General features: G+C 68.1%; 17 protein-coding genes. 15 read left to right on the top strand and 2 right to left on the bottom strand.

Annotated elements, in window-relative coordinates; translation table 11 throughout:
* Positions 1 to 435: 435 nt before the first annotated feature.
* Entirely contained in the window at positions 436 to 726 is a 291-nt protein-coding gene (locus J8403_RS00410) for a hypothetical protein (protein ID WP_211128717.1), read from the bottom strand.
* 568 nt (positions 727 to 1,294) lie between these two features.
* Between J8403_RS00410 and J8403_RS00405 the strand changes: the two genes are divergently transcribed.
* From J8403_RS00405 to J8403_RS00380, 6 genes are all read left to right on the top strand, one after another.
* Complete coding sequence (locus J8403_RS00405) at positions 1,295 to 3,505, top strand: DUF262 domain-containing protein (protein ID WP_211121293.1); 2,211 nt, start codon at positions 1,295 to 1,297, stop codon at positions 3,503 to 3,505.
* Positions 3,506 to 3,870: 365 nt separating this feature from the next.
* Positions 3,871 to 4,071, top strand: a complete 201-nt coding sequence (locus J8403_RS00400) for a hypothetical protein (protein ID WP_211121292.1) — start codon at positions 3,871 to 3,873, stop codon at positions 4,069 to 4,071.
* Complete coding sequence (locus tag J8403_RS00395) at positions 4,071 to 4,751, top strand: restriction endonuclease (protein ID WP_211121291.1); 681 nt, start codon at positions 4,071 to 4,073, stop codon at positions 4,749 to 4,751. The genes J8403_RS00400 and J8403_RS00395 overlap by 1 nt, the downstream gene beginning before the upstream one ends.
* Before the next feature lie 40 nt (positions 4,752 to 4,791).
* A complete protein-coding gene (locus J8403_RS00390) occupies positions 4,792 to 5,508 on the top strand; it encodes a restriction endonuclease (protein ID WP_246585611.1) in 717 nt (238 codons plus the stop codon).
* A 264-nt stretch (positions 5,509 to 5,772) separates the two neighbouring features.
* Positions 5,773 to 6,831 carry a hypothetical protein gene (locus J8403_RS43300; RefSeq protein WP_246585610.1) on the top strand — a complete coding sequence of 353 codons (1,059 nt, stop codon included), beginning with the start codon at positions 5,773 to 5,775 and terminating at the stop codon, positions 6,829 to 6,831.
* 478 nt (positions 6,832 to 7,309) lie between these two features.
* Positions 7,310 to 7,921, top strand: coding sequence for an SMI1/KNR4 family protein (locus tag J8403_RS00380; RefSeq protein WP_211121290.1), 612 nt, complete (start codon positions 7,310 to 7,312; stop codon positions 7,919 to 7,921).
* 71 nt (positions 7,922 to 7,992) lie between these two features.
* On the opposite strand, the gene J8403_RS00375 is transcribed toward J8403_RS00380, so the two are convergent.
* The gene (locus J8403_RS00375; RefSeq protein WP_211121289.1) at positions 7,993 to 8,133 is read right to left on the bottom strand and encodes a hypothetical protein; all 141 of its coding nucleotides are present in this window, start codon (positions 8,131 to 8,133) and stop codon (positions 7,993 to 7,995) included.
* Between the two features lie 967 nt (positions 8,134 to 9,100).
* On the opposite strand from J8403_RS00375, the gene J8403_RS43295 reads away from it, so the two are divergent.
* The 9 genes from J8403_RS43295 to J8403_RS00330 all read left to right on the top strand — a co-directional run bounded on the left by J8403_RS43295 (position 9,101) and on the right by J8403_RS00330 (position 20,775).
* Positions 9,101 to 9,688, top strand: a complete 588-nt coding sequence (locus J8403_RS43295; protein WP_246585609.1) for an AAA family ATPase — start codon at positions 9,101 to 9,103, stop codon at positions 9,686 to 9,688.
* Between the two features lie 791 nt (positions 9,689 to 10,479).
* Entirely contained in the window at positions 10,480 to 13,344 is a 2,865-nt protein-coding gene (gene cas3 / locus J8403_RS00365) for a CRISPR-associated helicase Cas3' (protein ID WP_211121288.1), read from the top strand.
* Between the two features lie 297 nt (positions 13,345 to 13,641).
* Positions 13,642 to 15,168, top strand: coding sequence for a type I-E CRISPR-associated protein Cse1/CasA (gene casA, locus J8403_RS00360; RefSeq protein WP_246585608.1), 1,527 nt, complete (start codon positions 13,642 to 13,644; stop codon positions 15,166 to 15,168).
* Complete coding sequence (gene casB / locus J8403_RS00355) at positions 15,168 to 15,791, top strand: type I-E CRISPR-associated protein Cse2/CasB (RefSeq protein ID WP_211121286.1); 624 nt, start codon at positions 15,168 to 15,170, stop codon at positions 15,789 to 15,791. Before casA ends, casB begins: the two co-directional genes overlap by 1 nt.
* A complete protein-coding gene (cas7e, locus tag J8403_RS00350; protein ID WP_211121285.1) occupies positions 15,788 to 16,942 on the top strand; it encodes a type I-E CRISPR-associated protein Cas7/Cse4/CasC in 1,155 nt (384 codons plus the stop codon). Before casB ends, cas7e begins: the two co-directional genes overlap by 4 nt.
* Entirely contained in the window at positions 16,939 to 17,739 is an 801-nt protein-coding gene (gene cas5e, locus J8403_RS00345) for a type I-E CRISPR-associated protein Cas5/CasD (RefSeq protein WP_211121284.1), read from the top strand. The genes cas7e and cas5e overlap by 4 nt, the downstream gene beginning before the upstream one ends.
* Positions 17,724 to 18,362, top strand: coding sequence for a type I-E CRISPR-associated protein Cas6/Cse3/CasE (locus J8403_RS00340; protein ID WP_211121283.1), 639 nt, complete (start codon positions 17,724 to 17,726; stop codon positions 18,360 to 18,362). The genes cas5e and J8403_RS00340 overlap by 16 nt, the downstream gene beginning before the upstream one ends.
* A gap of 41 nt (positions 18,363 to 18,403) precedes the next feature.
* Positions 18,404 to 19,987 (top strand): Mu transposase C-terminal domain-containing protein, encoded by a 1,584-nt coding sequence (locus J8403_RS00335; protein WP_211121282.1) that lies wholly within the window; start codon positions 18,404 to 18,406, stop codon positions 19,985 to 19,987.
* Positions 19,984 to 20,775 (top strand): AAA family ATPase, encoded by a 792-nt coding sequence (locus J8403_RS00330; RefSeq protein ID WP_211121281.1) that lies wholly within the window; start codon positions 19,984 to 19,986, stop codon positions 20,773 to 20,775. Before J8403_RS00335 ends, J8403_RS00330 begins: the two co-directional genes overlap by 4 nt.
* The last annotated feature ends 248 nt before the right edge of the window (positions 20,776 to 21,023 follow it).

Genomic DNA, 21,023 nt, shown 5'->3' with positions numbered 1-21,023 from the left:
GGTGCAGAAGGCTTGAACCACGGGCCATTGGCTACAGCGTCCCGCTGGGGAAGCGGGTGTTGTTCCGGGGGTCGAATCGGGTCCCCGGCGTGTGGTTTGTCCGCCTTGGTTAAACCTTGTGGCCAGGCCCTTCGAACATGCCCGACGTCGACAGTCCTCTTGGATACCAGTCTGACTTGGACAGGCTGCCGATCGCTCCGACCACCAGGGACGAACTCACGAGGCTCGCCAACTGCTACCAGTCCTCACTTGACTGGGACTACCCGGCGGGTCCTTCACCCTGGTCCCGCGAGCAGTACGAATCGTTCCGTAGCAACGCCGACACAGCCTTGGCGGCGTTGCGACGCGAACTAGGGGACAGCTGGTTGGTCGAGGACCGGAGGGACTGAGTCGCGACCGTGACTAGCTGGCCCCTCTTGGGGGATGCCAGCCCGGCTACGAGTACGTTGGCCACTCCTGCGACACCGCCGACGACCCCGAGTTCGACCTGCTCCTCGTCCAGGTCGAGGATGCTGGAGGTGTGACTTGGTAGTACCGTCGGTCACGGATCAGGGTCCAGATGACGTTGACCTGGCTGCTGGCTGCCTCCACCGCCGCCGTCCGCTCGGCGTCGAACGCGGCCACCCGGTTCGGCGCAATCTGCACCAAAGCCGTACGCGGGTCCTCCACCGTGGTCTTGGGGTGCGGGATCAGGGGCTTGTGCCCGTCCGCTGCCACTGCGCTCATACCGCCGCCCTCCCTGTGCTCCCGGAGGGAGCCATGGTGATCCGCAGCTCGACACGCCCCTCGGCATACTCCCGCAACAGAACCTTACGCAACAGCCCGAACCCTTCGGTTGCCTCCTCGACGGTCCGGCCCCTGCCTTCCTCCTTGGTCCCGGCTCACTCGCACACCCTCTGATTGTGGTAGATGCGGCATCCACCACACTCCGCCGTGCCGAATGTGCTGCCGGCCGGAACGGACGCGTCGAGTTCCCCCTCTGTGTGCGCGGCCAGAAGCGCTTCGAGGACCCACGAGCGGGTGCGGGCCAGGCCGTCGGCCTCGGCCCGTGTCCATTCAGGCCAGATGCCCAGACGCTCAGGCTGTTGGTGGCTCTCACGGTTCCCCGACCCCAACGGCACGCACTCGACCCCGCAGGAGCCCACTCACCCGGAACAGCCGCGTCGCCACCACGGGTGGTCTGACAGCACCCGACTTATGCGTGCTACCGGCGCTGTCTGTACCTGGCTGTAACGGGTTGGCAGCATGGACATGCACGGGCGTGAGCGGACACGTGGCGGAGGGGAGCGTCGGTATGGGCGTCGACGAGATCAAGTCCCAGGGCTTCAGCCTGAAGGAGCTGTTCCGCGACGTCGCTTACCAAGTCGACTACTACCAGCGCGATTACACCTGGGGTGAGGAAGAAGTCCGGACACTGCTGCGGGACTTATGCACGTCCTTCTCGCACTGGTCGAACGATCCGGCGCTCATCCGCCGGCCGGGCAACGCGCCGCAGTACTTCCTGGGCCCGTTCGTCTACTACGAGCAGTCCAAGAACCGGCGCTGCCTGGTGGACGGCCAGCAACGGTTCGTGACGCTCCACCTGCTCTTTCTCCAGCTGCGGGCTCGCGTCAGGGATCACGGTGACGCGCGGCGTGTCGACCGGCTGAACAGGGCGATCACCACCGACGGCGCCCACTTCTCCATCGGGATCAGTGATCACGAGCCGGTGCTGCGTGCCATCGACGAGGGCCGTGTGTACGAGACCGGGCTCGGAGACTCTCTGTCCCGCCGGAACCTGTGGGCCCGCAGCCAGCAGATCGAAGCCCAGCTGGCGGAGGAACTCGACGCGGACAAGCTCGACCGGTTCACCGACTGGCTCCTGGACCGGGTGGTGCTGGTCGGCATCCGGGCGGCCAACCAGGACCACGGCTACCGCATGTTCGAGACGATGAACGACCGCGGTGCCCGGCTCACCGCCGTCGATCTTCTCAAAAGCCACCTGCTGGCCAACGTCGGGACCGGCGAGGACCAGCTGAACACCCGCTGGCAGGAGATGCTGCGAGAGCTGGCCACCGACCGTGAAGACCCAGGCGCGGCCTCACGCTTTATCAAAGCAACGCTGCTGGCCCGCTACGCCCGCCCCGACCATGCCGAGGACCGCCGGCAGATCGACGCCAACCTCAACGTGTGGGTGCGGCAGAACGCAAAGTACCTGGGGCTGGTTCCCGATCGCCCCGAGAACTTCCTGGACTTCGTGCAGAGCCTGCTGGAGACGGCACGGCTCTTCAGACCTATCCTCGCCGCGAGCCGCGCACTGAAGAAGGACGGCGACAGGCTGGAGGCGGTGCTGTTCAACGAACGCAACGGGCTCGGCGAACAAACGGTCGCGATTCTCGCCGCCATCCGCCCCACCGACCGCCCATCCCAAGCGAAGGACAAAGGCCGCTTGGTGGCCGCCTACATCGACCGCTGGTACGCGCTGCAGGTACTACAGGATCTGCCCGTGCAGGCGCCCGAAATTGCCGAGCTTGTCCACGGTAGGCTCGTTCCGGTGCTGCGAGAGTGCCGTACCCCCGCCGACGTAGCCGCCGCACTGGGCCAACTCGCCCTCCTCGATGGCGCCTTGCTCCCCGAGGCATCGACTCTCGGATTGCGGGGCAACAACTCACACCAGATCAGGTACCTGCTGGCCCGCGCCACCGCCTACGTGGAGGAAAGCTGCGAGCGGCCCAACGATGTCCTGGCTTACCTCGACAGGACGCAATTTCATATCGAACATTTGTGGGCCAACCATCCGAGTCGCGTTGAAAAGGAAATCCCGGACCCGGTCGTCTTCCGAAGCCTCCGCAACCAACTGGGCGGTCTGGGACTGTTGGAGGGGAGGGAGAATTCGAGCATCAACGACATGCCGCTGCACGACAAAGCCCCCTTATATGCACGGAGCAACATCCTGCTCGGCATCATCTCGCCGGGATACAACCGCCGTAACCCAATCTTGCGCGACTTCATCAAGACGCACCAGCTGGACAAACTCCTCCGGTCGTTCGGGCCGAAAGAGGCAATGACACCCATCATCCAGACCCGACAGCAGCTCTACCTCCACCTCTTCGACCTCATCTGGAACCCCGAACAGCTCGGCTTCCCCACCCCGACACCGCAAGACGCCCCGCAACCCGACCAGAACCCTGTCCCACAGTCGCGTGCCACCCCGGCCCGACGTAAGACGGGACGCCGCCGTACGGACGTGGCGAAGATGCTCGACGCCCACATCCTCACAGCCGGAACTCGCATCGTCCTCACCCACCGGTCCGTCGACCACTGGGCAACGATCAACGAAGAAGGCGGCATCGTGCTCAACGCCACCGGAGGAACCCCCTACGGGCGAGTGGACGAAGCCGGCGCCGTCGTCCGAGGCACCAAAACCTGCCAGGGCATGAAGGAATGGCACATCGAGGACGAGACGGGTGAGCGACTCAGCCTGCGTACCCTGCGAGACCAGGCAGTGGCGGCCGGCCGCATGTAGAGGAGTGACGACCCATACATGCGAATCGAACACGGCACTGTTTTCGCCATTTGCCACTCATGCTCGAGGACGGCTGGTGACGCTGTTCTTGCAGCTCGGACCAAACGACAGGCGCTCAAGGACGTGCGTTTTCCGATCTTCATGTGAGGCCGAGGTACCGACCACGAGTTTCTCAACCAATGGTCAAGGTGCCTAACCGGGAACAATCGAACGGGGCGCTGCTTGTCCCGTGATCGATGGCCTGTTCGTGCTTTACATGCGTCGCATTCCTTGATCATCCAGCGGCCTTTGTCGGTGCCTGTTGCTACACCAATTCCCAAGGCCTGTGCCGCACTCGGCGGCCGCCAAGGGGAGGGGAAAGCAGCATGCCACCGCAGGGATACCACGTCGTCCGCAGCCACATACGGCGCAACCCGCGCCCTGGCGGGAAGAAGATGAGCGGTTGGATGGTCGCCGCACTGATCGCGGGAGTCTGGCTGTGGGGCCAGGTCTTCGGGTTCGGCGAAGCCAAGTCCGATGAGCCGCCTTCGCCCAAGCCGTCGGTGTCCGCCCCGGCGGCACCCTGATGGCCCGGCGCCGACTACGGCTGCGCAAGCCCCGCGGCACCGGCGAGAACATCGCGGCCGCAGTCGTCGCTCTGGCCGCGATGACCTTGCTGTTCCAGATGGCCCTCGCGGCACAGAGCGCGGTGGTCCGAGGGTGGCCGTTCCTCCTCATTCTGGCTGCCGGTGGTCTCATCTACGGGCTCTGGCGGCTGTTCCGCTCGGCCCGGGCACGGCGGGCCCGGTCCGACATGCTGGCACGTTTGCGGATCACGCTGGCGGATATCGACGCCATGAACGACAAGGAGTTCGAGATCGCACTGCGGGACCTGCTCATCCGCGACGGGTGGTCGGCCCGCAGGGTCGGTGGGAAGGGAGACCAGGCCGCCGACGTCATCGGCGATCACCCACAGCGCGGTCGGATCGTCGTGCAAGCCAAGCACACCCGCGTCGGCGGGAAGGTGGGGTCATCGGTGATGTACGCGGTGAAGGGGACGGCCGGGCCGGTCCATAGGGCCGATCATGCTGTCGTCGTCACCAACGGTGCCTTCACCCGGGATGCCATGGCGTGGGGTGACCGGCATGGCGTCCACTGGGCCGACCGGGAGAAGCTGCAGCGCTGGGCCGAGAACGGCACCGCCCTACACGAACTTCTCAAAGTCTCCGCGCGCTCCCGCCCGAACCGGTTCAGGCGCGCAGCCTGACCGGCAGAGTCCCTGCTCATGATCCATCTCGTCTGGGGGTGTGGTGTTCGAAGAAGACGGGTCGCTCGACCCGCTGCTGAAGTTCCTGCTGTACATAGTCCTTACGCTGACCGCGGCCAAGATGCTCTGGGAATGGCTCACTGAGGACGTCAGTCGGTGGATCACCGTTGACCTGTGGGGCCTGATAGCCGATCACCCGTGGTGGACCGGGCTCATCGTCGCCAGCGGACTGTCCGTGCTTCTCCTGCTCGGCAGGCTCCTGTCATTCCTGCTCGACGCCGGCATCTACGCCAACCCGGAGGACACGTTCGTCGATCCGTCTGACGATTCGGCCGACCCTGATGTGCTGACATTCAAGATGAAGCAGCTCTCCGCGATGAGTGCGACGGGCTTTGAGCAGGCATGCGCCGATCTTCTGGTCCGGGACGGATTCCGGGGCCCGCGGCGGGTCGGCGGCGCCGGGGACCTCGGCGTGGACGTCACCGCCCGTGATGGCGAAGACCGTCTCCTGATACTGCAGTGCAAGCAGTACCAGAACCCAGTCGGATCAGGACACGTGCAGAAGTTCAACGGGACGGCCCGCCTGCACCACGGAGCCGACCTCCCCATCATGATCGCACTGAACAGCTTCACCCAGCCGGCAGTCGACTTCGCCCAGCACCACCAGCTCATCCTCATGGGCCGCCCGGAACTGAAGAAATGGGCCCACGGTCAGCACCTCTACGAGGTCCTCGGCATTCAGAGCACGACACAGTGATGCCAGTTCGATCGCCACACTGCAGCCGCCCCCGCGCGTCCGCCGCTCGGCCTCCTCGGCCGCCAACGATGCGCGTAGCGTGCCCTTCTTCACGGGCACAGACAGAGGATCGCAACCCTGTTCCTGGGTGCTGGTCAAAAAGAGTGACGGTTGCCCTTTGGGACGACCGAGGGTTCGCTACTGTCCCGAGGTGGGTTCCGCCCGCGGTGCTGGCCGCCGTGGGAAGCATGGGGAGGCCGGAGCCCGACGGCAGGGGAGAGCTGCGTGCTTGACGAAAAGAATGTCCTGGAAGCGGTACGGCGACGCATCGAAGGGCGCGGTGAAGCCTCGAAGCTGGGACTGCCGGACACGGCGAAGATCACCTGGCATTCCCTCCTGGAGGGCGAGATCGTGCGGTCCATCGAGACCCGCAGGCAGGAGGAGCGAAAACACTACGGCCCCATCGACCTGTCGGACCGGCCGGAGTACGACACCCTCGCCCGCCACCGCGTCGCCTTGCCGAAGGACCTCACCACGACGCAGACGGTGACACTGGTGCGGCGTGGGTCGGTAACCGAGCGGTCTTGCGACTGCAGCAACGGAAAGACCGCCTGCCCGCGCTGCCAAGGCCGGGGAGATCTGGCGTGTGATCCGTTCACGGCCTGCGTCGCCTGCCGCGGCATCGACTCCTGCTTACGCTGCGACGGCACCGGCACCAGGAACCGCAACACCCCCGACGGCCAGCAGCCGGGGGACGATCGCGCCACCTGCCGCCAGTGCGGAGCACCGGATGCCGCCTGCCCCACCTGCTGCGGCCGGGGCCGCACCCCCTGCTCGACATGCGACGGCCACGGCGTACGGGACTGCCCCGACTGCGACCGGGCCGGGACCGTCCCTCACCAAAGATGCAAAGGCACCGGCAGAACCGTCACATGGATCCAGGGCACGATCAGCCGCAAGCCCCTGACCGAGAAGATCAAGCATCCCAAAACAGGCGTACCCTACCTGGCCTGGGAGGAGGCACGCAAGAGCGGCGACTGGCACCGGGCACACCTGACGCACAAAGACACGCTCCCCGCAGATCTGACCGACGCGTTTCGGAATCTCGCGCAGCCCCACCTCGCGCCACGCGAAGGCGAGATCGCCCGGCAGGCCACCTTCACATACCTGCGGCTGGCCCGCGTCGAGGCGCACCAGCACCCGCACCGGGTCTACTACGTTTTCCCCACCAACACCTCACCTCAGGTACTGGTACTGCCCTCGCGGCAGAGAACCTGGCAGATCACCGCAGCGGCCCTGGGAGCCCTGCTGGTGCTCTTCCTTTTTCTGCGGCTTGTGTCGTAGCAGGCCGTATCCGAGGATGCGGTCGTCCGGAGGGAAGGGGGCTGGGGCCTTGGCCAGAAGAGGAGGCGCAGCTCGCCAGCCCTCACGAGACGGCACTCGAGCCAGAGGCGCAGCCTGCGACTCTTGCGTCGGCTCGCGCAGGCAGCAAGAGACTGGCCTTCAGATGCCCGCACAGCAGATCACGAGGCCGGTCTTGCCGAGGTCGCGGTCCCGTCGGAGCAGGTGATGGTGATATCGGAAGGGAGCACCACGCGAACGAAAAGTTCCATGGCCTAGCAGAAGCCACTCAGCGCGGCCGCGGCCTTCGGATTTCTGAGCGTGGTCGCCCTCTCTCACTCGTAGCATCAGGGATTCTGCGAATCCTCAGTACAGCTCACTTCGTCTTTGCGGAGACGGAGGCGTGGCGAGGCCGTGCCTGGACAGCTGCTGTCGGCGGTGGGCATGGTTGTGCCGACTGCGGTCGATAAGGTGTTCACCCATGAGTGACGATACGCAACGGGTAGCCGTGGCTTGGGGGCGGATCGAGGCGTGGCTGCGTGAGCACGCTGCTGCTTCGGCCGATGTACTGCGCCCTCCGGCTGGTGAAGCCGACATCGCCGCGGCGGAGGCGGCGATAGGAGTGGAGTTCCCGGCGGCGCTCGCGGCGTGGTATCGGGTTCATGATGGTTTCGACGAGGGCCATGGTTGTGGGATTTTGCCGTCCGGCATGACGATGTTGCCGCTGGCTGACCTGGTGGATGAGTACCGGATGCGTACGCGGGACTGGGAGCGGGAGGCGGGCATTGTGCCGTTCGCGCGGACGGCCGGGGACACCTGGTCCGGCTGGTATGTGGACGCGCGTCGGGGCGAGCCGTCCTACGGCGACCTGGGGCACTGGTCGGTGGACGGTGGAGACGATCTGTACCCGTTGGGGCGTGGGGGCTGGCCGCTGGCGGCCTGGCTGGAGGAGATTGCTGCGGCGCTGGAGGAGGGCCGGTGTCTGCACCGGCCGGATGGAACGGACGAAAGGCACAGCTGGCCGGTACTGACCGGCAGCCAGGGGCTGACCTGGATTGATCCCAGGGATCCACGGCTGTTCCCCGACGGGTGATCAAACTCGACGGTCCCCGTTAAGGCTGGTGGCCCGGGAGCGCCGGGGCCCCTGGACCACCAGCTGGTCGTTTACGGCTTAGGGACGGTGCACTTCACGGTTGCCTTGCTGGCGTCGCAGTGCGCGAACTCGGGGAACTTGACCCAGTACTCGTCCGCGTCCAGCAGGTGGTACTTGCCCCCGGCGGCGAAGGCGCCGGAGAAGCTGGCCATTGACGTGGTGTTGATCCAGCTCGACATGCTGGAGCGCCCGCAGACTTCCTTCCACGTGTGCGATGTGCCGGTTTGGTGTCAGTGGGTGGGTGTCAGTGACGGCACATCAGAGCTGGGTGTTTTCGATGGTCGGGCGTTGAGGAAGGGCGTGGTCACTGTCGTGGGGCGGTTTCTGTAGCGGTGCGGCTGTCATGGGGCGGTACACCCCACTCCGCTCCACTGTCTTGAGAACGGCACTTCTGATCCTTCCGAGGGCTGCGCGGCGGCACGGTGGCCCGTGTCGGTCTTGCGCGGGCGGAAGGGGGCGGGGTGGGGGAGCCGGGCGCGTGGGGTGAGGTCACGGCGGGGCTGAGGGTGTCCAGGCCGGTGCTGGTTGCGCGGCTGCTGGAGCTCGATGCGGCTGGGGCGTTGACGACGGCGCATGTGCGTGCGGGCGCCCAGGTCGGCGGGGTGAATGTGCGCACGGTGTGGCGCTGGCTGGAAGCGGCGCGGACGGAGGGCCGTGTTGAGTGCAGGCCGCGGGCCCGGCTGGAGTTGTCCGACCAAACATGGGAGGTGCTGGCTCAGGCGGGTGGGAACGTTGCGGCGCTGCACCGGCATCTGAAGGAGGCCGGGGGCGAGGTGCCCTCGCTGGCGTCGTTGCACCGGGTGGTGCGCCGGGATCTTCAGGCCGGCAGGGTCCTGCCGGACCGCGCGGTGGTGCGGCGGGAGCGGGATGAGCAGCAAACGCGGCAGGCACTGGCTGACCTCGCCCTGGCCGGACCGAGTGAGGGAGGCGCGGCGAAAGTGGCTGCGCGCCGGCTGCCGCGTCTCGTACCAGAGGCGACCGGGAGCTTGCCGGTGGGGGAGAACGGTGCGCTGGCAGGTGTGGCGTTGCCGGCGGGCGCGCAGTTGGTGCGGACGTCGTCGGTGCGGGCGGTGGCCGAGGCGGTCGGGCAGGCGATGGCGGCCCCGGGGCGCGGTGTGTATGTTCGGCGACCCGGGCCGGGGCAAGACCGCCGCCGTGCGGATGGCGCTTGGCGATGTGCCCCCGGGCTGGAAGGCGACGTGGGTGCCAGTACCGGTGCGCCCGTCGGTGGCCGGCATGAGGCGGGCGGTATTCGACGCGCTGGCGCTGGCGGGCCGCTTCCCGCACACGTCGGCGCTGGCCGACGCCGTGGTTGCGGAAGCTTTGGGTGAGGCGCGGGTGCTGGTGGTCGATGAGGCGCAGCGCCTGCCCGTGCCGTGCCTGGAGTACCTGCAGAGCCTGTGGGACCACCCCGGCACGCGGATCACGCTGGTGCTGTGCGGGGCGGGCAGCGAGCGGGCGTTGTCCCGGCTGCCGCAGCTGGCATCGCGTATCGGCGCGTGGCAGGAGGTTCCACGCTTGACCGGAGCGGAAGTGGCGGCCGTGGTGACCGGCTTCCACCCGCTGTGGCGCACCGTGCCGGCCCCGGACCTGACGTGGATCGACTGGTCGTGCGCGCACGGCACGTTCCGCACGTGGGCCGTGCTGAGTCTCATTTCAATGTCCATTCATATTTCTCGTTGTGATGTCACTGGTACGGGAGCTTAGGCAGGTAGCTGACCTGGTGTCACCGCAAGTACATCCCTTTTGTGAGACGACAGCGGGTGAGAAAAATGGCTGTCACGTTGTGAGAATTGCCAGGACATTTTCGTGAGAATTGCTATAGCGAGTCCCGTCTGACCTGTGGTTTCTCGGTGGTCGATGCTGTCATGCCTGCAGGATCGACGGCCGCGCCCCCGCCTACCGCGAATGGCTCCAACCGCTTGACCAGTATCAACACAGGCAATCCATCTTGCTTGCGCGGCGCTTACGGCGCGGAGGTTCCTTAGCTCGTGCCCATCCCTGCTTGCGCGGGACTTACGCGAGAGCACCCTCCATGACGCGCGGGTACTTCGAGCCATCCCTGCTTGCGCGGGGCTCACGTCGGCGGCCTGCTGGGCTCGAGACCTGATGCCGAGCCATCCCTGCTTGCGCGGGGCTGGCTGTCGCCTCTACATGACCGCGACTCCACGCATCGATCCAGTCCCGCTTCCGCAGGACCTGTCGTCGCCTCTACATGACCGCGACCCCACGGCTCGATCCATCCCTGCTGACGCGGAGCTTGTCCCGAGAAGGTGCGCGTGGACCGCGGTAAGGGCGATTCATTCCTGCTTGCGCGGGGCTTGTCTCTTCGTGGCCTGATGTTCTCGGGTGAGTTTAGCAGCGTTTGTGTGTCATCGGTGGTCGTGTGGCGGACGGTTGCTTCCGGCCGGGGTGGGTGACGTGGTGTGGGCTGTAAGGGGGGCTGGTGCGTGGGAGGGTTGTGGTTTCTCGGCGGACCGGTGGTGGGGGTGGCGGTGATGGGGGCTGTTGAGGACGCCCGGCTGGGGGGTATCGATCTGGGGCCGTGGACGGAGTTCGATGCGGCTTCGAATACGGTGTATCCGCTGTTGTTCGGGATGCTCGACAGTGCGGTGATGGCGTTCGAGGTGTGGGAACGTGTGGTGACCGTTTCCCAGCGGGATATGCTGAGCGAGGGTATGGGGCTGCCTGCGGCGCAGGCGCGGTCGGTGGTGGCGTTCCTGGCCGGGCTTCAGGATCTGGGACGCATGGTTCCCCGATTCCAGCGCGCGCACCATGCCGCCTGGGCGCGGCTCGATGACACGCTGGTGGAGCAGGCGGGCGGCGATACCGGGTGGACACCGACCGCGCGCAGTTCGATGCATGTGGCGCTGGGGGTGCTGACCATGAGCGGCTACGCGTGCGCCGGCAACGCCAGTCCCGCGGTGCGGGCGGCCCAGGTGGTCGGTGGCTGCAGGGGATTCTTCCTCCAGGCTGATATCGAGGGTGCGGCGTCCGCGCGCCGGGTGTCTGTTGCGGCCGGGGGAGAGGCATGGGACAGGCTGCGTCACCGTTACGCGGCCGTGGTGCGGCATCTGACGGGAGCCGTACACGTTCCCGAACGGCTGTCCGTCCCCGCGGCGGTACTCGCGGCCGGTGTGGGGACGGTGGCCGGCCAGCTGGCGAGGCAGCGGTCCTACTGGCTGCCGAAGGCGCACATGCCGGCCTTCGGGGCGGCCGAACACTTCACTCTGGCAAGCGGGGAGGCGCGGGACGTTCTGGATGCGGCATGGCTGGAGAAGCTGGAGTGGCAGGACGTGCCGTTCGCGGTGGCGCATCCGCGCGCCAGGCGCCCCAACAGGTTCCAGGAGTCGCTGATGACCCAACTGCCCTCCCTGGTCGGGAAGTCGGGCAGCGGTATCCTGGTGGCGGCGGATGCGACCGGGACGGGCAAGAGTGTCGGCGCGCTGCAGGCGTCGCGGATCTTCAACGCGGCCTGCGGGAGTAGGGGAGTGGCGTGGCTGTCGCCCAGCACCGCCACCGCGGATGCCTCCTGGGAACTGCTCGAGGACTACGTGCGCCGGCACGATCCCTACCGGGCACCGGTCGCTCTCGCGCACAGCCACAGCTGGCTCAACGCCGCCTACAGCGACCGCCGGCTCGCCGCGGTGGAACTCGCCCCGGTCCCGGTGGCCGCAGGGGAGAGGGTGCCGCCGACGGGGGACGCCGCTGGCGCGGGTGATGACGATCCGGTGACGGAGCCCCCCAGGCTGCTGCGGGGGCACGACGCGGCCTTGCTGGCCCCGTTCTGCGCCGCGACGGTCGATCAGGCGCAGATGGCTGTCCTGCCCGTCCACTCCAACGCGGTACGGCTGCTGGGCCTGTCCGGCAAGACGGTCGTCGTCGACGAGGCGCACGCCCTGTCTGCCTTCAGCCACCTGCAACTGCTGCGCCTGCTGGGCTGGTTCGGGTCCCTGCGCACCCCCGTGGTGCTGCTGTCGGCGACTCTGCCCGCCTCCACTGCCGACGCATTCGTGCGCGCCTACCTGACAGGTGCCGGCCACAGGGCCTCCGCTCTGCCGCAGGGTGCCTTCAGCCCGTCGTATCCGGGCTGGCTGTTCGCCGATGCCGCGACCGCGACCGCCACCGTCATGGACGAGACCGCACGCCTTCGTCACGCCGCAGGCCAGCACCGTCAGGCCCGTATCCGCGTCCACGACGTGCGGCGCACACGGCTCGGCCCGCAGCCGCGCACCGTCGGGAGCACAGAGCGCCTCGCGGTGATCGGTGACGTGCTCACGCCCGTCATCAGCCACGGCGGATGCGCCGCGGTGACCTGCGCGACTGTCCCGGACGCCCAGGACACCTACCGGCACCTGAAGCACACCTGGCCCGGCGACCCGGCCGACCTCGTCCTGCTGCACGCCCGCTTCCCCGGCCACCACCGTGAACGTCTCCTGCGCACCCTGAGCCGCCGGCTGGGACCCACCGGCGAGCGCCCGGAGCGGCTCGTCGTTGTCACCACGAGCCTGCTCGACACGAGCCTGGACATCGACGTCGACCTGATGGTCAGCGACCTGGCCTCCGTCGCCCGCCTGCTGCAGCGTCTGGGACGCCTCGCACGCTTCGCCCTACGCTGGCAGAACGATGATGCCTCCCGCCGCCCGGTGTGGTGGGGCGACGGCCACATCCCGGACTTCCACGTCCTCGAACCCGTCTCGGCCGCCGGCGCCACTTCGATCCCGGCCGGCTGGCGCACCCTGGAATCCCCCTTCGTCCTGCGCGCCACTGCCGACCTGCTGCGCACCCGCTCACTGATCAGCCTGCCCGGCGATGTGCAGGACCTGGTCGAGCAGATCCACGGCCCGCACTCGCCCTTCGCCGGGGCCACCGAAGCCCTCAGATACGACGCGGCCCGCCTGCGGACAAAGGACACCATCGAACGGCACCTCAGCGCCCAGCATCTCCTCCCGCCGCCGGGCCGTGTCTCCTCCCTGGCCGACCTCCACCGCCAGCGCCTGACCACCGCGCAGGCCGCCACCCGGCTGGGCACGCTGCCCGTGCGGCTGCTGCCCTGCTACCGCACCGCCTCCGGCGGCCTCGCCCTCGACCGGGCCGGCCGCCACCCCCTTCCCACCGGGCCGCGTCTGGAGACCGCCGGCATCCGCCGCGTCCTGCAGCACACCCTGCCCGTCCCCGCCGCCTGGGTCGCCCGCCGCGGCCCCCAGCACCGTCCCCCCGAGGCCTGGAGCACCCACCCCCTGCTCGCGGACCTGGTCCTGCTGCCCGCACCGGCCCACCACACCGGACACACCGAACAGTACGGCCGCTACCTGCTGCGCATGGACGACGAACTCGGCCTTGTCCACACCACAGCCCGCTGACCGGCAGGAGAACACCTCCCCGCCGCCGGGTATTCGTATGACTTATCTCGCCGTTTGTACACGCGGGGTCACTCTGTGATTATCTGAATGTGTGCCCGGTCGAAGATTCCACCGAGGCAAACGCCCCTGTGCCACAAGCACTCTGACGGGCCGCATGCACCATGTCCCGCCCGTTCCCGGCCGAGTGACGCCCAGGCCGCGGCCCCGCCGCCCTCCCCGCCGTCCCGGGACAGGGAAGCCCCGCACTCTCATCCCCCCTCGCCCTTCTTCTCCTGCTGCCTCTGTGGAGCACCACCGTTGACACCGCCCGACCGCTTCAGCGCGGCCGACGACCCCTGGATCGACGTCCGTGACCAGCACGGCTACCACCGCACCGGCCTGCGCGGCCTGATCCTTGACGCCCACACCATCGAAGACCTCGCCGTGGCCGCCGCCCCGGCCGCATCGGCCATCCTGCGCATCGCGACCGTCCTGGCCGCCCGCATCACCGGCCTCGACGACCCCGAACTGAACGCCGACACCTGGAACCGGCACCGCAGTGAACTCCTCGGCCGTACCGACGGGTTCGACACCGACGCCGTCAACACCTACTTCGCGAAGTACTCCTTCGACGTGTTCGACCCGTTACGGCCCTGGATGCAGGACCCCCGGCTGCGCGAGCAGTGCGCGATACCCTCCGGCATCAACACGCTCGTCTTCGGACGCCCCGCAGGCAACAACCTGGCCTGGCTCAGCCCCCACCACGACCAAGCAGCGATGCCCCTGCCCACCGGCGAGGCACTCCAGCACCTCCTCATCCACCACTACTACGGAGCATCCGGCGGCTGCACCTCCCGCACAGCCGGCACACTCACATGCCCCCGCGCCGCCGCCGGCCCCCTGCGCGGCACCGTCTCCTTCCACCCCCTGGGCCGCACCCTGTACGAAACGCTCCTGGCAGGCATCCCGAAATTCACCGCCGACGAACAGAGCGAACCAGACCACTGCCCATGGGAAGAGCCCCAACTCCCCGACCCGCAAGCCCCCTTACCGCCCGCCACCTGGCCGGGACGGCGCCTGACAGGCATGAACCGGCACTCCGTGCTCCTCGTGCCCGGCGACGACGCGAGCACCGTCACCAACGCCTACCTGACCTGGTCCACCCAGCAGCCCCGGCTCGCGGTGACCGACCCCTACCTCGTCGTCCGCACCGGCACCGGCCGCCCGCCCCAAGCCCGTCCCCGCCGCGCGGACGCCGACCGCGCCTGGTGGCGCGAGCTGGACTCCCTGGTCCTGGCTCCCGACGAACAGCATGCGACACGCCGCCCGGAAGTCTTCGACACCCTCAACGACCTCCCACCCCCAGTACGCAAGAGCCTGCGCGTACGGGTCCACGGCTTCGACCAGGACACCAAAACCATCCAGCGCCGCTGGTACACGGCCATCACCCCGCCCCTGCTCGCCTGGAGTCAGGAACACGACCCCGCACGCGCCAACCGCATCTCCGAATGCTGCACCGCAGCCGAGAGCACCGCCTCCCGCCTGACGTTCCTGACCAACCAGGCGTGGAAGGACACCTGCCACGCAGCCCCCTCCTCAAAAGATCCCTCGTGGACCGCCACAGCCCGCAGCCTGTACTGGCAGCAAGCCGAAGCAGCGTTCTGGCACCTCCTGGACACCGACACCCCCGCACGGATCACGTTCGCCGACACCGCAGCCCGCGCCCTGCGCACCGCGACTGCCAGCGCCCGCTTCCGCCACCGCGCCGCCGCCCGCGCCATCGCCACAGCAGTCGACGCCCTCTACACCCCGCCCCCCGCCGCCCGCGCACGCCAGGACCCCTGATGCCCACTGCGATTGAGTACCGCCGCCACTACACCGGCTTCACCGCAAAGGTCGAGAAAGCCTGCACCGACCCCAAAGCGCGGCGGACCCTGCGCCAGGGCCGCGGCCGCCCGGTCGACGACTGCAACGGCATGCACCGCTTCCTGTCCGTGCTCACCCACGGCTACGGGCAACGCCGCGTCCACTACACCGTCGCCTCCCTGATCGCCCACGTCGACCCCCTCGATGCCGTACGGGCAGCACACGCCACCAGCACCGAACAACCCACCACCCCCGCAGCCACGAACCCCGACCCTGCCCCCGACCTCGACCCCTACAGTCCGGCCACCTGGCGGAAACGGCCCAACCTCGGCGCGACCCTCGCCCACGCGGTGCGCACCGCCGACTTCAACGAGACCCGTACCGACGAACTCCTCGCCGTCCTGGTCCGTCTCAGCGAGAACCAGCTGCACCGCCGCCTGCCCTCCCTGACCGGCCGTCTCATCGACGCAGACCTCACCCCCGACTGGCCGGTTCTTCTCGACGACCTCGCCCAGCGCGACCACGACCGGGGCCGGGTCGCCACCCGCTGGCAGGACGCCTTCTACCGCACCCTGTACCTGACCTCCAAGGAAACCCCGTGACTGCTGCCCGCTTCCTCGACATCCACGCCCTCCACCCGAGCACGGCCGCCAATCTGAACAGCGACGAGAGCGGGGAACCCAAAACCCTCGAACTGGGCGGCGCCATCCGCACGATGATCTCCTCCCAGGCATGGAAACGCCCGATCCGACTGGCCGTCGAAGAAGAACTCGACGAGCACGCCGCCCGCACCCGCATGGTCCCTCCGACCGTCACCGACGCGCTGCGCGCCGAGGGCTGGACCGAGGACCTGGCATCGTTCGCCGCGGCCCAGATCGCCGCCAGCGCGAAGACCGGGGGACTCAAGACCAATCCCCAAGAAGACCACCGCACCCAGGCCATGTTCTTCCTGCCCGCCGACACCGCCCGCCACCTGACACAACTGTGCCGCACCCACCGCACCACCCTCGAAGAAGGCCTGGCCAAACAGACCGCCACCAAGAAGCCGGCCCCCGCACTCCTGCCCACCGACGAGATCACCGCCCAGCTCACCCGCCGCACCGCCAGCATCAGCCTCTTCGGGCGCATGCTCACCGAAATCCACGACGGCCACATCCAAGCCGCCGTACAGATGGCCCCGGCCTTCACCGTCCACCGCAGCGAGCCCCAGCCGGACTTCTTCACCGCCGTCGATGACTGGCCCCGCCCTGGCGAAGCAGGCAGCGCCCACCTCAACACCGCCTACCGCTCCACCGGACACTTCTACCGCTTCGCGACCGTCAACACCACCACACTCCTGGCCAACCTGAACGGCGACACCACCACCGCCCGCACCCTCATCGACCTGTTCACCCAGGCATTCATCATGACCATGCCCCGCGGCGGACAGACCTCCGCAGCCGCGCACACCGTGCCCGACCTCGTCCACTACGTCGTACGTGACCGCCGACCCGTCTCCTACGGCGCCGCCTTCGAACAACCCGTCCGCTCCCACGGCCAGGGCTACGTCCTGCCCGCCCGCCAGGCCCTCACCACGTACGCCACCACCATCGACCGCCTCATCGGCACCCGCCACCGCATCACCCACGGCCACGCCACCACCGCCGGCACCCCCATCGGAGAACTGGGCACCCACCACACCGGTTTCGATGACCTCGCCGCCACCTGCGCCCGCACGGCCCTGCCCGACACCCCCAGCCAGGCCGCCGCATGAGCCGCGGACTGGTCCTGCGCGCAGCCGGCCTCCTGCAGTCCTACGGCGAGGCAGGCACCTTTCACCACCGCGACACCACAACCTTCCCCACCCGGTCCGCACTGATCGGCATGTTCGCCGCCGCCCAGGGACGCACCGCCGAACACGCCCTGGACCCTTACCCCGAACTGCCGGGCACCCCCAGCCACCGCGACCTTGCCCTCACCATCCGCGTCGACTGCCCCGGCACCCCCTACCGCGACTGGCACACCACCGGCGGCGGACGCCCCCACCGCCAAGGCCTGCACACCAGCGACGGGAAATACCGCACCCAAAACAGATCCACGCACATCTCCCAACGGGACTATCTGACCGGCGCCGTCTTCACCATCGCCGTCCAAGGCCCCGCCCCGCTCCTGGCGCACATCGCCACCACACTCACCACCCCGCGCTTCTCCCCCTACCTCGGCCGACGCGTCTGCCTGCCCGACGAACCCCTCCTCATCCACACCGACATCCCCGACCCCGAAACCGCCCTGCGCGACCGCGTCCCCCTCAGCCTCGCCCACCCACCCCGCCCCGGCCAGACCCACGTGCCCATCGACTTCTGGGCCGAACACCCCCCACACCCCGGCACCCCACCCGACCGCGAAACCCCGAGCGAACCAGCCGACTTCACCCACACCCGCCGCCACCACCTGCTCCGCCCCCTGTGGAGAACCACCGAACCACTCCCCACCACCCTCTACGCCGGACCCCGGCCCATCGACACCCTCACCGACTACATCCTCAAGGACACCCCATGCCGGCAACCCTGACCCGCATCATCCTCAACCGCCACCACCGCAGAGCCTGCAACGACCTCGCCTACCGACCCGGCCTCCACAAAACCATGATGCGCCTCCTGCCCCACCCCGACGGCCCCCACCCCCGCAAAGCCGGCGGCCTCCTTTTCCGCCTCGACCCCGGCCTCGACCCCGTCCTCCTCGTCCAAACCGCCGACACCCCACACCTCGCCGGCCTCCCCGACGGCTACGGAGACATCACCACCCGCGACCTCACCCCCATCCTGACCGGCCTCACTCCCCACCTCCCCGTGCGCTACCGCATCACCGCCGCCCCCGTCGTCAGCCGCAGCGCCGACGCCGTACCCCACCCCGTCACCGGACGCCTCCGCGGCAAACTCACCCCCCTGACCGGACCGGACGCCATCGCCTGGTGGCAACGCCGCGCCCCGGCCGCCGGCCTGCACCTCACCAGCCTCCCCGCAGCCACACCCTGCCCCTTCCCCTCTCCCCGCCCAGGACCCTACGAGCGCCTGACCCAGTTCGACGGCACGGCCACCATCAGCGAACCGGCCCTCCTCGACACCGCGATCCGCGAAGGCATCGGCCGCGGCAAGGCCTACGGAGCCGGCCTGCTCACCCTCACCCCCGGCTGAACCATCCCGCCCTCCACGAAGCACGAAAGGCACCCCCCGCCATGCAACCGCCCCTGCCCGCTCCCGACGACACCCGGCTGCGAGCCCTGGCAGTCAGCCGCCTGCTACACCACAGCGAACTCGGCACCCTCGCCCCCGGGCACACCCGCGCCGTATGCGACGCCTTCGGCGTCACCTCCCGTACCGTCCGCCGCTGGATGAAAAACGCCGCGGCCAACAACGGCACCTACACCCCACAGGGCCGCCCCGCCTACCAGCTCACCGACCACGCCATCGAAGTCATCGCACGATTGCGGGGCAACGTCACCGCCGCCTACAAGGAACTCAAAGAAGAACCCTTCAAGGACGAGAAACTCCCTTCCCCGGCCACGTTCCACCGGGCAGCCCAACGCCACTGGAACAAAGGACAGCGCGCCGGCCTGAGCGGAGGAGAAAGCGCCCGCCGCCGCTACGACATCCACGGAGAACGCGAACACCACCACCGCAACTATGCCTGGGAAACCGACCACGTCGAAGCCAGCGTCCCCGTCATCCTCGACGGCCACGTCCGCAAACCATGGATCACCTGGTTCATCGACTGCGCCACCAAATGTATCTGCGGCGTCGCCATCACCCCCCAGACACCCAGCAGGGAAAGCATCCTCGTCGCCCTGCGCGACGCCATCCTCACCGAAGCGCCGCACAACCCCTATGGCGGGATCCCCGACCGCATCCGCGTCGACGGCGGCCGCGACTTCCTCTCCCGCACCGTCGGCCAGGCACTCGGCTCGCTCGGCACTGAACACATCGTGCTGCCGCCCCGCCGCCCCGACCTGAAAGCCACCGTCGAAGCAGCCAACGGCGCCATCAAAAAAACCCTCTTCGCCGACTTCCCCGGCTACACCGAAGCCCCCACCCTGTCAGGCGGCAAACCCGTCGACCCCGACCAGCCCCTCCTGCACTTCGAAGGCTTCGTCGCCCTCGTCCTCGACTGGATCCGCAAACGCAACACCGTCCACACCATGGACAAACTCGACGGAAAAACCCCCGAGCAGGCATGGACGGACGACCTCACCCCCATCTTCGATGTCCCTGCCGAAGACCTGCACACCCTCACCCTTGAGCGCGCCGGTAAACCCCTGACCATCAACAACAGCGGCGTCCGCTGGCGCAAACGCGACTACATCGCCGAATGGATGCACGGCCACGCCGGCGAAAAGGTCCACCTGCGCCACCTCCTGCACCACGACCACCGCGTCGAGCTCTACGAGCCCGGCACCCTCCGCCACCTCGGCCCCGCCTTCCTCACCGATCAGGTGACCCCCGCCCAGCGCAGAGCACTCGACCGAGCCCGCCGCAGCGAGGCCGACCGACTGCGCAACGCACTCAAAAAGGCCGAGAGGAACCGCAACGCACGCTACGAAGCCGTCACCGAAGCACGCCCACCCCGACGGCTGGACGCCCTCACCCAGGACGAAGCGACCGAACAACTACGCGAACTCAACGCCACCAGCCAGGCATTCGAACCGCTCCCGGACTTCATTCCGCTTCCCGAACCCTCCGACGACCTGACCATGCCCCTGGACCACCGCCCCAACCAGCCCGAGGACGAACACCCCGACGACCAGACCGGACTCCGAACATGACCCAGCCACCCGCCCCCGCCTGCCGGCTTCCCGACCCCATCCACGACCACTACCAGCGCCTCGCCGGAGCCCACACGGTAGGCACCAAGGCAGCCCGCGAAACGGAACAACTCATCAAGGAGGCCATCGAGCACCACTCCATCATCTGCATCCACGGACAAGTCGGCCTCGGCAAGACCTTCGCCGTCCACCGCGCCCTGCGTAAATTCGCCCCCCACAACACCGTCCGCCTCCGCTTCGACGCCAGCGCCACCAAGACCGAGGTCTACCACGCCTTCTGGCGCGCCCTCGCCCTGCCGGGCAAGCCCCTCGACAACCTCGCCGCCTGCAAAGGCGACATCCGACAGGCCCTCGCCAGCCAGCCCCACGTCCTGCTCATCGACGAAGTCCAGAACATCAACACCTCGCTCATGGAGAGCGCCCGGATCCTGTGGGACGAAGAGACAAACCCCCTCACCGTCATCCTCGTCGGCAGCGGCAACACCCGCCAACGAGTCCTGCGCCACGCACCCCTGCACTCCCGCCTCTACCAGGCCCAGCAGTTCAGACCACTGAGCCTTGCCGAGGTCTTCAACAACATCCCTCCCTACCACGCCGTGTGGAACGACGCCGACCAGGACCTCCTGGCCTTCACCGACGACGCAGGCGCACACGGCTACTTCCGTAACTGGGCCAAGATCACCTTCCATGCCCAGGAAGCCCTGAAGAAGAACCCCGAACTCACGATGAGCAAAGAACTCATCCGCTGGATCCTCGGTCGGCTCGACACCACCACCCGTCACTCCTGAACCCGCCGGAGCGGGCCCGCAGACAGGGGAGGTGAGCAGTCCTTGTCGGAGCGAACTTCAGTCGCTGCAACCACCAGGCTCCCACCGACGACCGCGCTGGCACAGGCCGGTGGATCGCCATCGACGAGTCCGGTTACCACGGCGATCAACTCCACGGCGGCGACCGTTACGTGATCATAGCCTCGGTGGCCATCGACGACGCGGAAGCAGCCGGGATCGTGGACACGCTGCGACGAGAGGCGGGAATC

Origin of the sequence: Streptomyces yatensis, assembly GCF_018069625.1 — a bacterium.
Taxonomy (GTDB): Bacteria; Actinomycetota; Actinomycetes; order Streptomycetales; family Streptomycetaceae; genus Streptomyces; species Streptomyces yatensis.
The sequence above is the reverse complement of the archived record's forward strand: the minus strand, read 5'-3'. Positions and strand labels throughout refer to the sequence as shown.

Bases quoted from the DNA above. Each gene is read 5' to 3' on its own strand.
- J8403_RS00410 (WP_211128717.1), bottom strand. From the start codon at position 726: ATGAGCGCAGTGGCAGCGGACGGGCACAAGCCCCTGATCCCGCACCCC.
- J8403_RS00405 (WP_211121293.1), top strand. From the start codon at position 1,295: ATGGGCGTCGACGAGATCAAGTCCCAGGGCTTCAGCCTGAAGGAGCTG.
- J8403_RS00400 (WP_211121292.1), top strand. From the start codon at position 3,871: ATGCCACCGCAGGGATACCACGTCGTCCGCAGCCACATACGGCGCAAC.
- J8403_RS00395 (WP_211121291.1), top strand. From the start codon at position 4,071: ATGGCCCGGCGCCGACTACGGCTGCGCAAGCCCCGCGGCACCGGCGAG.
- J8403_RS00380 (WP_211121290.1), top strand. From the start codon at position 7,310: ATGAGTGACGATACGCAACGGGTAGCCGTGGCTTGGGGGCGGATCGAG.
- J8403_RS00375 (WP_211121289.1), bottom strand. From the start codon at position 8,133: ATGGCCAGCTTCTCCGGCGCCTTCGCCGCCGGGGGCAAGTACCACCTG.
- J8403_RS43295 (WP_246585609.1), top strand. From the start codon at position 9,101: ATGTTCGGCGACCCGGGCCGGGGCAAGACCGCCGCCGTGCGGATGGCG.
- cas3 (WP_211121288.1), top strand. From the start codon at position 10,480: ATGGGGGCTGTTGAGGACGCCCGGCTGGGGGGTATCGATCTGGGGCCG.
- casB (WP_211121286.1), top strand. From the start codon at position 15,168: ATGCCCACTGCGATTGAGTACCGCCGCCACTACACCGGCTTCACCGCA.
- cas5e (WP_211121284.1), top strand. From the start codon at position 16,939: ATGAGCCGCGGACTGGTCCTGCGCGCAGCCGGCCTCCTGCAGTCCTAC.
- J8403_RS00340 (WP_211121283.1), top strand. From the start codon at position 17,724: ATGCCGGCAACCCTGACCCGCATCATCCTCAACCGCCACCACCGCAGA.
- J8403_RS00335 (WP_211121282.1), top strand. From the start codon at position 18,404: ATGCAACCGCCCCTGCCCGCTCCCGACGACACCCGGCTGCGAGCCCTG.
- J8403_RS00330 (WP_211121281.1), top strand. From the start codon at position 19,984: ATGACCCAGCCACCCGCCCCCGCCTGCCGGCTTCCCGACCCCATCCAC.